At 62.0% G+C, this 15,267-nt stretch carries 12 protein-coding genes; 7 read left to right on the top strand and 5 right to left on the bottom strand.

From position 1 onward, the window contains the following. Positions 1 to 175 precede the first annotated feature (175 nt). Positions 176 to 784, top strand: coding sequence for a hypothetical protein (locus X771_RS149770; protein ID WP_023667469.1), 609 nt, complete (start codon positions 176 to 178; stop codon positions 782 to 784). A 227-nt stretch (positions 785 to 1,011) separates the two neighbouring features. On the opposite strand, the gene X771_RS149765 is transcribed toward X771_RS149770, so the two are convergent. Beyond that, complete coding sequence (locus tag X771_RS149765; protein ID WP_050485848.1) at positions 1,012 to 2,142, bottom strand: DegT/DnrJ/EryC1/StrS family aminotransferase; 1,131 nt, start codon at positions 2,140 to 2,142, stop codon at positions 1,012 to 1,014. Beyond that, the gene (locus X771_RS149760; protein ID WP_198025832.1) at positions 2,139 to 3,785 is read right to left on the bottom strand and encodes a radical SAM protein; all 1,647 of its coding nucleotides are present in this window, start codon (positions 3,783 to 3,785) and stop codon (positions 2,139 to 2,141) included. The genes X771_RS149765 and X771_RS149760 overlap by 4 nt, the downstream gene beginning before the upstream one ends. 133 nt (positions 3,786 to 3,918) lie before the next feature. Here X771_RS149760 and X771_RS149755 point away from each other — a divergent pair, with 133 nt between their 5' ends. The 5 genes from X771_RS149755 to X771_RS149735 all read left to right on the top strand — a co-directional run bounded on the left by X771_RS149755 (position 3,919) and on the right by X771_RS149735 (position 7,861). After that, positions 3,919 to 4,554 carry a class I SAM-dependent methyltransferase gene (locus tag X771_RS149755; protein WP_027050431.1) on the top strand — a complete coding sequence of 212 codons (636 nt, stop codon included), beginning with the start codon at positions 3,919 to 3,921 and terminating at the stop codon, positions 4,552 to 4,554. A 64-nt stretch (positions 4,555 to 4,618) separates the two neighbouring features. Further along, positions 4,619 to 5,287 carry an acetyltransferase gene (locus tag X771_RS149750; protein WP_023688392.1) on the top strand — a complete coding sequence of 223 codons (669 nt, stop codon included), beginning with the start codon at positions 4,619 to 4,621 and terminating at the stop codon, positions 5,285 to 5,287. 41 nt (positions 5,288 to 5,328) lie between these two features. Then, positions 5,329 to 6,240: a hypothetical protein gene (locus tag X771_RS149745; protein WP_198025833.1), complete on the top strand. Its 912-nt coding sequence runs from the start codon at positions 5,329 to 5,331 to the stop codon at positions 6,238 to 6,240. Between the two features lie 11 nt (positions 6,241 to 6,251). Beyond that, complete coding sequence (locus X771_RS149740) at positions 6,252 to 7,193, top strand: hypothetical protein (RefSeq protein ID WP_156935998.1); 942 nt, start codon at positions 6,252 to 6,254, stop codon at positions 7,191 to 7,193. Continuing rightward, positions 7,190 to 7,861: a WbqC family protein gene (locus X771_RS149735; protein ID WP_023688395.1), complete on the top strand. Its 672-nt coding sequence runs from the start codon at positions 7,190 to 7,192 to the stop codon at positions 7,859 to 7,861. Before X771_RS149740 ends, X771_RS149735 begins: the two co-directional genes overlap by 4 nt. A gap of 42 nt (positions 7,862 to 7,903) precedes the next feature. On the opposite strand, the gene X771_RS149730 is transcribed toward X771_RS149735, so the two are convergent. The 3 genes from X771_RS149730 to X771_RS149720 all read right to left on the bottom strand — a co-directional run bounded on the left by X771_RS149730 (position 7,904) and on the right by X771_RS149720 (position 13,900). Further along, entirely contained in the window at positions 7,904 to 9,520 is a 1,617-nt protein-coding gene (locus X771_RS149730; protein WP_031201721.1) for a DEAD/DEAH box helicase, read from the bottom strand. A gap of 192 nt (positions 9,521 to 9,712) precedes the next feature. Further along, on the bottom strand, positions 9,713 to 10,480 hold the full coding sequence (locus tag X771_RS149725; protein ID WP_023681482.1) for an NAD kinase: 768 nt from the start codon (positions 10,478 to 10,480) through the stop codon (positions 9,713 to 9,715). A 444-nt stretch (positions 10,481 to 10,924) separates the two neighbouring features. After that, positions 10,925 to 13,900, bottom strand: a complete 2,976-nt coding sequence (locus tag X771_RS149720; RefSeq protein ID WP_023688397.1) for a caspase family protein — start codon at positions 13,898 to 13,900, stop codon at positions 10,925 to 10,927. 285 nt (positions 13,901 to 14,185) lie between these two features. Between X771_RS149720 and X771_RS149715 the strand changes: the two genes are divergently transcribed. Continuing rightward, on the top strand, positions 14,186 to 15,220 hold the full coding sequence (locus X771_RS149715) for an extracellular solute-binding protein (RefSeq protein ID WP_023688398.1): 1,035 nt from the start codon (positions 14,186 to 14,188) through the stop codon (positions 15,218 to 15,220). The last annotated feature ends 47 nt before the right edge of the window (positions 15,221 to 15,267 follow it).

Raw genomic sequence — 15,267 nt, forward strand, 5'->3', positions numbered from 1 at the left:
GTGGTCCGCCAAAAGGTCTAACGCATTAGAGATTTCTAATAATCCCTTTCCGGAGGCCTTGGAAGGGATTAGCATTGGTGCGGTTCCAGAGGGGATGGGGCGATACAAACGGCCATGCAGTCACTTAGTCGGCCCCGGTCCTGCACGGCCAGATAAGGAAATCTGGGAGGAATGCATGACAAGAACAGCTCGTCTTGGGCGTTGCGGCGTCCTCATTTTGACAGGTCTGGTCTCTGCTTGGTGCGCGGCGGCCACGGCTCGAGCCGAGGACGCCAACAAAGCCGACATCGAAGCGTTGAAGAAATCGCTCGCCAAATATGAAGACTACACGGTCGCCGTCCGCGACCTTTATCTGTCGACTGTCGGGTGCGTCTATTACAGCGGGGACAGGATCGAGGGCGCAATGGACTATCCGAAGGGCGCTATGGGCATCCATTTCGTCAACGTCCCGAGTGTCGGTCAGAAACTCGATCCGATGCGCCCCAATGTGCTGATCTACGAGCCGACCAAGAAAGGCTTGAAATTGGTTGGCGTGGAATGGCTGATGCCCCTGACGCCAGACACCAAGGAACCTCCAAAACTATTTGGCCAGACCTTCATGGGACCGATGGAAGGGCACTATCCGCTCATTCCGAGGGAGTTCGTCCACTACGACCTTCATGCCTGGCTGTTCAGAGACAATCCGAACGGCATGTTCAGTCCGACCAACCCGAACGTGAAATGCAGCAAGGCAGAGTTTCCGATGCTGGAAAAACCGACCAAGATGATGCCCGGCCCGATGTGACGGACGGGCCAGGATAGAAGCTTGCCAAGGGTGCAAGCTGGCCGGCTGCATTTGAGAGCGCTCGAGATCAGGCTCGGACGACGATCGGCATGAGGGCCGGCGCGCATGAAGGCTGCCCGCATGATGTCGTCGCGGAAGCCGACAATGGCGGCAAAATTGCGCACGCGCCAGCATCGCGCTGGGCGCTAAGGGGCCGTTTTGCGTTAAGAGTCGACCAGACATTCGGCTCAGCCCGCAGCAGCCACTTCGCTGAGGATCGAGCAGATGCGGGAGATTGTTTCATCCGCAAGATCGGTCCAACAGGGTAGCCCCAGTTGAGTCGCTACCAGTATGTCAGTGGTCTGTAGCGGCAGCCTGGGAAAATGTTCGAAGGCTGCGTGCCGATGCAGACCGCCACCCCACCACCGGCGCACACCAACCCCTCCTTTCGCCAGCGCCGTGAGCGCCCGGTCCATCGAACCAGGCGGCAGGCCAATGGTGACGGTGGAGGATATCCATTTTTCACCGAACCCCTCCGGCAAGCTCAGCCCGGAAATCGACCCCAGCGAGCGGCTATAGCTTGTGGCAACGCGCTTGTAGGCGGCACGCGTATGTGGCCACAGCTCAAGTGCGGCCAGGCCGACGGCCGCACCATACTCGCTGAGCTTGCCGTTCAGGGCCGGTCTGACCGCCTCGCGCGAATTTGAAAAACCAAAGTTGGCACCCTCCGCGATTTCCTCGATCAGAGAGCCGTCGTCTGACGCGATAAAACAACCTTCGCCGATGCCGAGTGCCTTGGTGGCATGCAGGCTGACGACTGCCGGAACCCGCGATGGCGTCAAGGTGTCGAAGGCTGCGGCTGCGTCAATTACCACGGCAAGACCGGTATCGCTCTTGAACCGATCCCAGTTCGCGACACCAATCGGGCGGCCGAACGGCATGACCGGCATGACCGCTCCGACGCCGCCGGGAGCCTGGCGGAGGAGTTCTGCCGCGCTCTCGGGCAACAGTTGCTGGCTGTCCAGGTCTACGTCGACCAGCCATGGAACGAGCCCTGCGAGGACCGCCGCGTGCGCGCTGGCCGCGAAGGTCCAGGACGGCATCATGCAGAGACTTCCCTTCGCCGGTTTCTGCGCCATCAATGCGAGCGCCAACCCCAGCGTTGCGTTTGCGCCACATACGACATGGCCTGCAGCGGTCCGAGTCTTGAGAGCTTCCTGGAAACGCCGGTTCAACGGACCGTTGTTGCTGTACCAGCGAGTTGCATCGATCTCGTGCAGATAGGGAAGGATGCTGTCGCCTGTCGGCAGTCGCGGGCGCGACACGGGAACATCGGGCGCTGGGCCGGGATCGGCATCCCACAATCCGTCGGCGTTCAAGCTCTACCGCCTGCGGTCTTGTCCAGATAGAGGCCTTCATTTGCGGGTATGGGCCGCAAGGTTTCGGGCCGGCTGGTCCCGATCTCGATCTTACTGCTGGTCCGCGAGATGGTGTAAAAATGCCAGTGATCGGCGCAAAGCAGCACGAAATTGGCGAATGGTATCGCCTCGCGGCCGCAGAGACGCCGGTTGCGGCGCCAATGCCTGACATAGGCGCCGCCCAGCGACATCGCGCTGCGCTTGGCAAGCAAAGCTCTGAAGAGTCGGGCAGCCATCAGGATGGCACCGGCCAATTCAGCAATCCGGGTCACGCCGGAACGCTTCCGGCCGATCAGGGTTGCAAGCGTCGCCCGGCTCTTGCGAAAGCCTGGCGATCCGAAATAGCCATCCACAAGGCGGCTGAAGTAGGCGTCCGGCTCGTAAAGGCGCTGCACCAACCTGTCATAGCCGGCCCTCAGCGCTTCGCGCGTCATCTTCTTCGGGCGGAAGCTGACATAGGGGTCGCTGAGGTCCAGCCGACCCTCCATCTTCAGCCGCCCATAGAGCGGCGTCGTGGGGATCGGGCACAAGATTGCCACAGATGCTTGCGCGATACCGATTTGCTGAATGAACTCGAACTGCTCATCGAAGATCGCCTCATCGTCGCTATCGAAACCGACGATGAAACCCGCCTGAATCACCAGCCCGCTGTCGCGGATGCGCTGCAATTTGTCGATCATGCTGTCGCCACGAACGTTCTGGATCTTCCTCGTTTCCATCAGCGACTTGGCGCGGGGCGACTCGATGCCGACAAAGACTTGGCGGAAATTGGCCAGACGCATCAGATCGAGCATTTCCGCGTCGTCACCCAGATTGATGCTGGCTTCTGTCGAAAAGGCCAATGGATAGCCGTTTACCTTTTGCCAATCGATCAGGCCTCTCAGGAGTTCCTTGGCCTTGACCTTGTTACCGATGAAATTGTCGTCGACCAGAAAACAGGTACGGAAGCCCGCCTTCACGATCGCATCGAACTCGCGAATCATTTGCGCCGGCGACTTCAGGCGTGGCCGGCGACCGAAGATGGTAATGATGTCGCAGAATTCACAAAGGAAGGGGCATCCTCGCGAGAACTGTAGAGACGCTACCACGTAGCTTCCAGATTTCAGCAGGTCATATCGAGGCGTGGGGACGGTCTCCATATCGGTTTTCGCGTCCTGCTCGTAGCGCTTCTGGACAGGCTCTCCGCGAGCGAAAGCCGTCAGGAAGCGAGGCCACGTTTCCTCGGCTTCGCCGATGAAGCGCACGTCGCAGCGGTCGACAAACTCCGCCTCCGACACCGAGACATAGGGACCGCCCGCGGCGACGGTAATCGGTAGATCGCGCAGTCTCTCGAGGATTTCAAACATGCGGTCGCGCTGCACGATCATGCCGGTCACGCCGACGATGTCGAAGGCACCGAGCCGCTCGAAATCCAGGTCCTCGACATTCTCATCGAGCAGGACGACATCACAATGATCCGGAGCAAGCGCCGCAAGGGCGGGCAGGGAACCTGTCACGATCCAGCTGCCTTTTTTGCCAGGCAGAACGGGAAGCACCTCGTCCCGGCTCCAGACGGAAGGGCGGAACCGCGGATTGATGAGGCAAACCCGAAGCTTGCGCGGCAAAGGCATATTCGAAGTGTGCATCGAGTATAAGCCTGTGAGTGAGCGATTCAGTGACATGATGTTTCGCGCAGATTATAGAGTGATATACAAGCCAGCCGACGCCTTCTATTGCCAATTAGACGAGGTATTCCAATTGCCCGACAGTGGTCCATACGACGCGCTGGTCGCCCACTACGAGGCGTGTCTTGCACGTCATGGCGATACGCCCCAGGGAGTCGACTGGCCGGATGCCGGGGGGGCAGCGACACGTTACCGCATAATGGCCGAGGCGATGCGTGAGCGCGACCGGGTCGATGTGCTGGACTTCGGCTGCGGCGCCGGCCATTTCCTCGACTATTTGCGCCAATCCGACGATCGCAAACTGCGATATAGGGGGCTCGATCTGTCCGCACGGTTCATTGACCTGTGCCGGCGCAAATATCCCGGCGTGACCTTTGACTGTATGGACGTGATGCAGAATGAGGTGGTTGTGCCCGAGGCCGACTACATCATCATGAACGGGGTCTTCACGGAGCGTTGTGGCGTCGCCTACGAGACGATGTTCGACACCATGACCCGGTTGATCGCAAGGGTGTTCCCTCATGCCCGCAAGGGAATGGCCTTCAACCTGATGTCGAAGCACGTCGACTGGGAACGCGAGGACCTTTTTCACGTGCCTTATGATCGGATAAGCCACTTCGTCGTCGGTCAATTGTCGCGTCATCACCTCATTCGCGCCGACTACGGGCTCTACGAGTACACGGTTTACGTCTACAAGGCTGCCACGTAGCCGACGATCCGCGGATTTCCGGCTTGCGGGTCAATAATATAATGGGCATAGGCGCGGGGGCGGCATGGCGGACGTGGTTATTTTTGGGATGGGCCAGATCGCCGAGGTCGCGTGGGCCTACCTCGACAGGTTCGGAGAGGATCGCGTCGTCGGTTTTACTGTCGACGAAGACTTCCTCACACAAACCGAGTTCAAAGGTCTTCCCGTGGTCGCCTGGGAAAAGCTTGAGGACCGATTCCCGCCTGAAACCGTCAAGCTGCTTGGTCCGCTCAGCTACCAGAACCTCAACGAGTTCCGCCGTGATCGGCATAAGCAGGGCCGGGCGCGCGGGTACAGCTTCACGCGCTTCATCCACCCCTCTACGCACAATATGGCGGACACGGTTGGTGAAAACTGCTTCATTCTCGAGAATTGCACGCTGCAGCCGTTTGTCCGCCTCGGCGAAGGCATCATGATGTGGAGCGGTAGCCATGTCGGTCATCACTCCATCGTCGAGGATTTCTGCTTCGTCTCGTCGCAGGTGGGGCTGGCGAGCGGTGTCCATATCGGCACGTGCAGCCTGATCGGCGGCCAGGTCGGCATCGACAACGGCATCACGATCGGTGCCGGAAGCTATATCGAGTCCCGTTGCATGATCCGGCGCGATGTGCCCGCCAACAGTGTAGTGCGTCATCCCTCGGACTTGCCGAAGCCCTATTCCAGCGCCCGTATCAAGTCGATGAAGTTCCGCTGATGCCTGGCCGTCAGAGGAAATGGACCCGGCAGGGGTTGCTGGTGCCCATAAAGGCGGGGCACGGGTGGTGGGGCAGCTACGCGCAGGTTCCGACGGTCCTCGCCCTTTCGCCTCGGCTTTGGCGCATCTATTTCGCCGGGCGCAATAGCGCCAACCGGTCATCCATCCTGGCCGTTGATGTCGACCCGCAAGACGGCATGCGTGTGTTGGGTGAGTATTTCGACCCGATCATGGAGCCGGGCCTGCCAGGCACTTTCGATTGCTCGGGGCTGGGGCCCTCCTGCGCGGTGATGATCGGTGGGCGCGTGCATCTGTATTATTCGGGCATCTACCCACGTAGCGATGTCAGCTTTCAGATCGCCATCGGGCTCGCCACCAGCGATGATGGGCTGAATTTCGAGAGAGCATTTGCGGGGCCGGTCCGCAGTATCGGTCCGGCAGATCCCTATTTCGTGTCAACGCCCTTCGTTGGTGCGATCAAGGGCGGCTATCGCATGTGGTATGCGAGCGGCACCGGTTGGGTGGAGACCAGAGGTGTCCGGGAGCCTGACTATGTGCTCCGCAGCTGTGTTTCGCCAGACGGAATTCTGTGGGAAACAGGCTCGGTCCCGGTCCTAGGTGACGACCTCGGGGACGGGAACAGCCAGACGCGTCCCTGGGTCACGCATGAGGCTGGCGGTATACGGCTGTGGTACAGCCGCCGCGGGCGGGACTTTCGCGATGGTGGCAATGAAGCCTACCGCCTTTTTTCCCGCCTGATAGATGTCCGGGAAGGCATGGCTGGCGAGGCGGAACCTGTGATCTTCAGCAATCCGCCGGCGGCCGGCGACTTCGACAGTTGGATGCAGGCCTATTGTTGCGTCATGCGACGCGCTTCCGGTGAAGTGATGTTCTACAACGGTAACGGGTTCGGCGAGGCCGGCATCGGCTGGGCGACTCGCGATTTGACATGACGGGGACCGGCATGACTTTCGAATTTCGCATCCCGATCCTGCCGGAGCCGGAATTTTTCTCAAACGTCAAGCTGGCAGCTTTGTCGTTGGCCAAGCTCGGCGGCGTCTATGCGGCCGCCCCCATTGTGGTCTCTGTTGGCGGGCATGCCGACATCGACGAACTCCATGCCGCCAACACCTGGTCCTCGGCCTTCCCGGTAACGTGGCGCCCCGTGCCGCGTGCTATCAGCGACCGGGGTTTCTCCTCGGGCTTTGACCGCTATGCCGAGGCGCCGCGCGGCGATGTCGTCATCCTCGCCGATGCCGACGCCTGCCTGATGCGGCCGATCGACGAGCTTTTGCAACGCATGCGCGACGCTGATCGGCCGAGTGTTGCCGGCCTACCGGCGCATTTCTCGCCATTTTCGAGAGATGGCTCGGAAAACAACGCTGCATGGCGTCGGCTTCTTGAGACGCTCGGCTTTGCAGATACGCCTCTCAACTGGCGATATTCCGAGTCGTCGGATGGCGCCTTCGGCGGGTGCCCCGCCTATATCAACTATGGCTTCGTCGTCTTCAACAAAAGCGCTTTCAGCGCCATTCAGCCACTGATCCGCCCGCTTACCGCACGCGTACTGGATTATTTGAAGGATCAGCCCTCGATCTTCTTTTCCGGCCAGATCGCGCTGTCGCTGGCCATCCTGACGGTCGGGGCCGATGCGTTGCCTCTCGGGCCGGAATACAATTGTCCAAACTCCGACGAGATGCTGGCGCACGGGCTGCGCGACCCGGCGGATATCCGGGTGCTGCATTATCTTCGCCGCGAGCAGTTCGATCGCCACAGCTTCCTGTGCAACCGCGACGAATTCGACGCCTTCTGTGGCAAGTCGTTCGCATCGCCGGTCCTTCAAGCGTTCCAGCAGCACGTTCGAAGCTTGCCTCATTGCTTCTATGGCGAAGGCAAGACGCAGTGACGGGCAAGCTCACCATTGCTGTCATGCAGCCATATTTCTTCCCGCATGCGGGCTATTTTCGCCTGATGGCTGCGAGCGACGTCTTCGTTGTTTTCGACGATGTCCAGTTCCCGCGCCGGGGACGGGTGCATCGTTGCGAAATGACACCGGGCCGCTGGCTGACATTGCCGCTCGCGCCTATGCCGTTCAATACACAGATAAAGGATCTGCGCTGGGCGGACGGCGCCCGAACCGCTCTGGACAAGCGCCTGGCCGCTTTCGGCCTGCCGGGCCAGGCGACAACGCCGGCCGCGGAGCGGATCAGCCGCCATCTGACCGGGTCGCTTGGCGACGTGACAAGCTTTCTCGAGAACGGTCTTCGGCTCGTCGCCGACGCGCTCGAACTCAAAGCAAACATCTTGCGCAGTTCCAGCCTCGGCGTTGATCCCGCCTTGCGAGGGCAAGCGCGCATTATCGGCATCGTTCGAGCGCTCGGCGGACAGCGCTACATCAACGCTGCCGGTGGGCGCCACCTTTATGCCACCGAGAACTTCCAGCAGGCGGGCATCGATCTGCAGTTTCTCGTGCCCTACGCAGGGAGGTTCCCCCACATCCTGCCTGCCTTTTTTGGCAATAACCTCGCCGACCTTCGCGACGATGTTCGAAACACGTGCCAATGGGGGCCGTGAGCAATTGCCGATCACTTGGCAGCTATTTTAGGACTGCGACGATCAGACCTTGGCGACGATCTTCATGAAGGCCGGCATGTCGTCGCCGAAGCCGACGGTGCCGTCATTGTCTTCACCGCGGTTGTTGCCGCGGGCAGGGCGGCTGTTGCCGCTGGCGCGCTGCGGCCTTGTGTCGCCGCGTTCCGGGGCGCGGTTCTCGTTGTTGCGATCGGAGACCTTGCGGTCGCTGTTTTCGGAGCGGATCGCTTCCTTGCGCTGATGCCGTTCGCCGATGTCGGCGACCGCGGCCTCGGCTACCGCCGGCTGTTCCTCGCGTGCGGCATCTGCCGCCGGCGCGTCGTCGCTGCGCTTGGCATGGCGTTCGCGCGGCTTGCGCTCGCCACCGTCCTTGCGATCATGGACCTTGCGGTCCTCGTCCTTGCGGCCGGCGCGGCGCGGAGCGCCACGGCCACGGCGGGGCGCTTCGTCCTCGCCGCCTTCGCTGGCGACCACGGTCGACAGGTCGCCGTCATGCCACTCGATCTTGTTGCCGATCAGCCGCTCGATGGCGTCGATGTATTTGGTGTCGGACTTGGTGGCGATGGTGAAGGATTTGCCCGAGCGTCCGGCGCGGCCGGTGCGGCCGATGCGGTGGACATAGTCTTCGGCGTGGATCGGCACGTCGTAGTTGAAGACGTGGCTGACGTCGGGAATGTCGAGGCCGCGCGCGGCGACGTCGGACGCCACGAGATAGCGCAATTTGCCATCGCGGAAATTGGCCAGCATCTGCATGCGGGCGCGCTGGTCCATGTCGCCATGCAGGGCGCCGGCGTCGAAATCATACTTCAGCAGCGAGCGGAACAGCTCCGCGACCTCGACCTTGCGGTTGCAGAAAATGATAGCGTTCTTCAGCTCGGCGTCTTCGGCCTTTATCAGATTGCGAAGCGTCTCGCGCTTGTCCCACGGCTTGGAGCCGGACTTGACCAGGCGCTGGATGATGTTGGTGGCAGCGGATGCCGCCTTGGAAACCTCGACGCGCACCGGCGCATGCAGGAACTTCTCGGTGAGCTTGGTGATCTCCGGCGGCATGGTCGCTGAGAAGAACAGCGTCTGCCTGGTGAACGGGATCATCTCGCAGATGCGCTCGATGTCGGGGATGAAGCCCATGTCCAGCATGCGGTCGGCCTCGTCGATGACGAGGATCTCGACGCCGTTGAGCAACAGCTTGCCGCGCTCGCGGTGATCGAGCAGACGGCCGGGCGTGGCGATCAGCACGTCGGCGCCGCGCTCCAGCTTCTTGTCCTGCTCGTCGAAGGAGACGCCGCCGATCAGCAGCGCGATGTTGAGCTTGTGGTTCTTGCCGTATCTGATGAAATTCTCTTCGACCTGCGCGGCGAGCTCGCGCGTCGGCTCGAGGATCAGCGTGCGCGGCATGCGGGCACGGGCCCTGCCTTTTTCGAGGCGGGTCAGCATCGGCAGCACGAAGGAAGCCGTCTTGCCGGTGCCGGTCTGTGCTATGCCCAGAATATCCTTGCCGAGCAAGGCATGCGGGATGGCGCCAGCCTGGATCGGCGTCGGCACGGTGTAGCCCGCATCGGTGACTGCGGAAAGGACCTTGGGCGACAGGCCGAGGTCTGAAAAGGTCAACGCTTCTAGAGCGGTCGTGGTGTCTGAGGACAAGAGTTGCTGTCTTTGGCTGGTTCGGGGAAGCGCAACGGCATCCGTCGCGGCAAGCACAGCGTGCCTGCAAGATTGGTATTGCGATTAGGCGCAAGCCCGCGATTTGTCAACAGAAACGGGCGGGATTGGCACGATTGTGAAAACGTAAGCTTAATCGCGATGCTTAATTAGGTAGTCACTCTTTGCGCCGGCTCAATAGCGAAACTGCTCGGCGAGAATGCGTTCGTTCCACGAATGGTTGGGATCAAACAGCAGCGTTGCCGTCGCAGTCGGCGATTCGCGGACCGTTACGGAAGCCACCGCCTTGACCTCGGTGTGGTCGGCGGCGGTGTTCACCGGGCGCTTTTCCGACTCCAGAATATCGAAGCGTACGGTCGCCTTGTTTGACAACAAGGCACCCCGCCAACGGCGCGGCCGGAACGGGCTGACCGGGGTCAGCGCGAGCAACGGCGCATCCAGCGGCAGGATCGGCCCGTGCGCCGAAAGATTGTACGCGGTGGAGCCGGCCGGCGTCGCGATCATCACGCCGTCGCAGTTCAGTTCCTCGATGCGGACCTGCTCGTCGACGGTGATGCGGATCTTTGCCGTCTGGTAGGACTGACGCCACAGCGCCACCTCGTTGATGGCGAGTGCCGAAACCGTCTCGCCCTCATGCGTCAACGCCAGCATTTCCAGCGGGCGGATCGTTTCGGCGACGGCGGCCGCGATGCGCTCGGTGAGGCCCCCGACGCGGTACTCGTTCATCAGGAAGCCGATGGTGCCACGGTTCATGCCGTAGACCTTCTTTCCCGTGCTCATCGTGTCGCGCAAGGTCTGCAGCAGGAAGCCGTCGCCACCCAGTGCCACCACCACCTGGGCGTCGTCGAAGGATGCCTGGCCATAGCGGGCCGACAGGCTCTCCATCGCCGCCTTGGCATCGGCAGTGTCGGAGGAGACGAAGGCGAGATTGGCTTTGCTCATGACATTCCGATGGCGGTCGGCCGATGGCGGTCGGCGGCGGTTGCGTGGGGTAGCATGGGCAAGCGCATCTGCAAAGGGAGGCATCGTCCGGGCCAGTTGCGGCCGCGGCGAAACGAAATCGGCGGCTCGCGCTTCATGTCGCCGGAACGGCGAATGTGATGGTTAAGTGCGAGCTTAAGCACTCGTAAAGCCTGATCGATCATGTTAGCCGACAGAGGATGGGTGGCTGGGGGGCTAGCCAGTCGAGACCTGTCTATTGCCGGTGACACGCCTGATTATCGTCTTCCTTGTGATGGGAAGTTTCGCCCTTCTCTTTGCGGAGCTTGTGCGGCAGTCCGAAGACATGAGCTCCAGGCCGATGGCCTCACGCTGCGGCGGCGCCGGCGTGCCATGCCCGCAAAACGCATTGTAGGCGAAGCCAATCCGCCAACGACGATCCGTCGCCTACTGCCCGACAATCCTCAGATTGGCGTTGCCGTAGAATGTGTAGGCGAGATAGGTCGGATCGCCGGTCCGGTAGAATTCTCTGCGGACATCCTGCAGGATCTCGGCCAGATAGACCGGCCCGTCCTTGATCCGCGTGCTGATGCCGCCATAGAAATCGGTCGAGAAGGCCGCTGCCGCGCGGTCGGTCAGTGGCCACATGCCGCCGATGAAGCCGGAAGCGCCGCCCGCCAGCACCGCCGGACCCCAGCCCTGCACGAAGCCGCCGAGCATCTGCGAACGGCCGGTGTCGCAGGCGTTGAAAAAGTAGAACGGATTGCCCTTGCCATGCGCGGCCGCGACCAGCGCGGCCCATGTATCGGGGTCGAGCGACTGGTCGACGAGATCGATGGCAAAGACCGGCCGGCCACTGCTCGGCTGGTTGACCTCGCCATGACCGGAGAAATGAATGAAACCGGTCGAGACTTCACCGACCAGTTTCTCGAAAGAGGTGAAATCGCCATCGAAGCGGCGGTAGCCGTAAAGCTTGCTCAGCGCCGCGATCTCGTCCTGCTGAAAGCGCAGCGAGCGCTTGTCGAGATAGGAGGGCGCGACGGCCGCGACGCCGGTGAAGGTCATGCGGTCGAGCGGGTTGTCGACCTGTGAGGCACTGCTGCGCGGAGCCCAGCGCGCCAGCCGGTAGCCCATGCCGAGAAAACCGTCGGCGACGGCGCCGTCGGCGCTGCGCGGGCGGATCAATTCCCAGGGCAGCGTCGGGCTGTTCGAGGTGATCTGGATCGAATGGAGTTCGCCTTTGCCGCGCAGCGACCAGAACACGTCCTTGAACGGTTTCGGCACATAGTCGCGGTAGAGCGCATCGCCAAAACCTTCGGCGGCGAGCGTGACAAAGCGCTTTTGCGCCCCCGTATCGCTGCTTGCGGCAGGCTGCTGCAGCGAAACGGCGCCGCGCAGGCTCAATCCGAGCTGCAGCAGGCGGCGGTATTCGGAGTCCAGCCATGCCGCCATCTCAGGTGGCGTCGAGAACGTATCGGTCACCGGACCGGCCAGATGCGGCGAATGGATGATGATCTGCCCCGAACCCAGCCCGCTCGGATCGTCATAGAGGATGGTCACGTCGAGATCGGGGACGTCATCGCCGGCTGCGCCGCCGAGCGTCACATTGCCAGTTACCGCCGGCTGCGGCGCCGCTGCGGCCAGCATCAGCATGGCAGGTGCTGCGGAGCGTTCGGCTGTGGCGCTCAGAGCGGCTGCCTCGACAGGCGCGGTGCGGCGAATGATAACCGACCGCGATGCCGATCCCAGGAACCTCCCGGCGCTGTAGATGCGCGCGATGAACTGGGCCGGCTTGCTGTCCTTGGCGATCGGCCGCGCCTTGACGTCGAAGCGGACGAAGTCGCTGTCGCCCTGGCGGTAGAGCGTCGTCCGTCGGCTCCATTTGCCGCCGTCAGCGAGATCGAAGCCGGAGGCGAACAGATCGATATCGATCGGCCATTGCTCGGTTCCCGCCGGCATCGCCATGGCCAGGGCGCCATCTTCCGTCACCGACGAGCCCGGCGCTGCCTTCACCTTCACTTCGGGCGTGAATTGCTCTTCGGTAAGGGCGATCGAAACGGTCACCGTCTCGCCGGCGACAATCTCATCCGGCGCATCGATGGTTGGATGGCGCACCACCTCGACAGCGCCCGTCTCGGGTTGTGGAAGGGCGCCGCCGGAAGGAGGGCTTTGCGCCTGGTCGATGGGCGGCGGCGCTGGTTTCGGTGGCGCCTGCGCCTCCGGCGGACTTTCGGCGCCGGTCGCGGGTGGCGGGGCCGATGTCATGCCGTCCTCAGGGGGGATCCCTGCCTTATCGGGGGGCGGTTCGGCGCCGGTGGCTCCGCCATCCTGCGGATAGGTCCCGCCGAGATTGTTCTGGGCAGCGGCCACAGCTGCGTCTTCAAGACGTTGCTTTTCCTCTTCGTATCGTTGCCGAGCCTGCTCTTCCTGCAATTGGCGCTGCTGTTCCTGGCGTTTGTATTCCTCGTAGAGCGCCGCCTCCTTGGCGCTGTCGCCCATCGCGGCATCGGGACTGCCGGAGCCCGGTGCAACGTCCATGGGGTAGGGCTCCTGACCGCTGCCATCGGCGTAGTCGCTGCCATCAGGCTCCCAACCGCCACTCCCGGAGATGTAGCCGCCGCTCGCCATCGCCGGCGGTGCCGGTTCCGGCACAAGCGGCAGCGCCGGTGCCGCGCCGGCCACCTGGTCCGGCGTCAGCACAAAGGCAGCGTCTGCCGAGCGGCCATATGCCATCCATGGCCACTGGGCGCCTGACGTTTTGTCGATAGTGGTTTGCCTGACCGAGGCGAGGATGATGGCTATGTCCGCGCCGCGCTTGACCAGCGCAGCGGTGAGCGCATCGGCAAATACGGTGACGGGGCGGGCTTCGTCCAGTGCAACGGTTCCGGGTTTGGCCGACAGAGCGACGATGGCGTGGGTGAGGGGATCGACCGCCGCCAGACCCTGCATCACGCCGGAAGTAGGGTTGTGGCCATCGCCGGGATTGTCGAGCAGAACCACCTTCAATGTCGGGGTTGCCTCGAGCGCCTGCATGAACAGATCGAGGGGCAATGCCGTCTGGTCGACCGTTTCCTTTGAATCGATCCGGGTGCCGCGCGTCAGTAAATAGTTCCTGCCGTTGGCCTGCGCGGTGTGGCCGACATAGTAGAAGATGCCGACGGAGTCCGGTTTGGCCAGGGATTGGGCGAAATCATGCATGGCGCGCGCGACATCGGCGCGGTCGCCATCCGACACCTGCCGGACGGTGAAGCCAAGCGATCGTAGTGTCGCTGCAACGAGTTCGGCACTGAGGTCGGCGTTGGCGATTGCCGGTGAGCCCTCAGAGGCCGGATTGGCGACAACCAGCGCTATCCGCTCTTCGCCGCGCGCAGCGGAGAAGAGCGCCATGGTCATCAGCAGCACGACCGCCAGAAAAAGGCGCATGACCGTGATCCAAGCCCTGCAGGCTGCGGCGCTCACGCCACGGCTTGCCCCAATTCATCAATGGCCCAACCTTGACCATATCATGTCGGCTTCGCCGGCGCACTGCCGGTGCCGATGATGCAGTTGTGTCGCTAAAAGATATTGACTGTATGTTTAGTAATTAATACCGTTGCCCGAGATACCGAGTTGGTCAGCCGGCATTCGCCGGTGAATGATCACCAGGACGAAGGGAACTTAGGGACTCGAGGCGCAATCCCGCCGGTCCCAACAATGGGAGACACAAGCATGCAGTTGAAATCGACCGCCACGGCGCTCGGCCTGTCGCTGCTGGCGATGACCGGCATTGCCCGCGCCGAGGGCGAACTCCAAATCTACAATTGGGGCAACTACACCAGCCCGGACCTGATCAAGAAGTTCGAGGAAACCTACAAGGTCAAGGTTACCGTCACCGACTACGACTCCAACGATACGGCTCTGGCCAAGGTCCGCCAGGGCGCTTCCGGCTATGACATCGTCGTTCCATCGGCCAGCGTGATGCCGATCTGGATCAGCGAAGGCCTGCTCTTGGAAACCGATCCCAACACGATGGAGAACTTTAGAAACGTCGATCCGAGATGGGTCGACGTGCCGTTCGACCCCGGCCGCAAATATTCGGTGCCGTGGCAATGGGGCACGACCGGCATCTCGGTCAACAAATCGGTCTATGCGGGCGATCCGAACACCTCGGCGATTTTCCTCGATCCGCCGCCGGAACTCGTGGGCAAGATCAATGTCGTGCCCGAAATGGGAGACATCATGTTCCTCGCCATTGCCTATGAGGGCGGTAAGTACTGCACCGACGACAAGGTGCTTTTGAAAAAGGTGCATGACAAGCTCATCGAGGCGAAAGCGAAATGGCTGTCGCTCGACTATGCGGCCGTCGACGGTCTCGGCAGGGGCGACATTGCCGCCGGCGTCAACTGGAACGGCATATCGCTGCGCGAGCGGCTGGAGAACGACAAGATCGTCTACGGCTATCCCAAGGAGGGCTTTCCAATCTGGATGGACAATGTCGCGGTGCTCAAGGATGCCAAGAACGTCGAGAACGCCAAGCTCTTCCAGAATTTCATCATGGACCCCAGGAATGCAGCGATGATCTCGGCCTTCGCGCACTACGCCAATGGCATCAAGGGCTCCGAGCCCTTCCTGCCGGCCGATATGAAGGGCGCGCCCGAAGTGGATGTTCCGGCCGAATTTGCCGACAAGGGCCAATTCATGTCGGCCTGTCCCGCCGACGTCCAGGCGCTCTACACCAGGATCTGGACCGATCTGCAGAAATAGCAGCGCCGCCGGCCGAAGCTGACCAACATCGGGCCGCGCATCGCGGC

It is taken from the genome of Mesorhizobium sp. LSJC269B00 (assembly GCF_000502815.1).
Lineage (GTDB): Bacteria > Pseudomonadota > Alphaproteobacteria > Rhizobiales > Rhizobiaceae > Mesorhizobium.

Excerpts from the sequence above, each read along its gene's own strand:
- X771_RS149725 (WP_023681482.1), bottom strand. The coding sequence starts at position 10,480 with ATGAGCAAAGCCAATCTCGCCTTCGTCTCCTCCGACACTGCCGATGCC.
- X771_RS149715 (WP_023688398.1), top strand. The coding sequence starts at position 14,186 with ATGCAGTTGAAATCGACCGCCACGGCGCTCGGCCTGTCGCTGCTGGCG.
- X771_RS149750 (WP_023688392.1), top strand. The coding sequence starts at position 4,619 with ATGGCGGACGTGGTTATTTTTGGGATGGGCCAGATCGCCGAGGTCGCG.
- X771_RS149740 (WP_156935998.1), top strand. The coding sequence starts at position 6,252 with ATGACTTTCGAATTTCGCATCCCGATCCTGCCGGAGCCGGAATTTTTC.
- X771_RS149720 (WP_023688397.1), bottom strand. The coding sequence starts at position 13,900 with ATGCGCCTTTTTCTGGCGGTCGTGCTGCTGATGACCATGGCGCTCTTC.
- X771_RS149770 (WP_023667469.1), top strand. The coding sequence starts at position 176 with ATGACAAGAACAGCTCGTCTTGGGCGTTGCGGCGTCCTCATTTTGACA.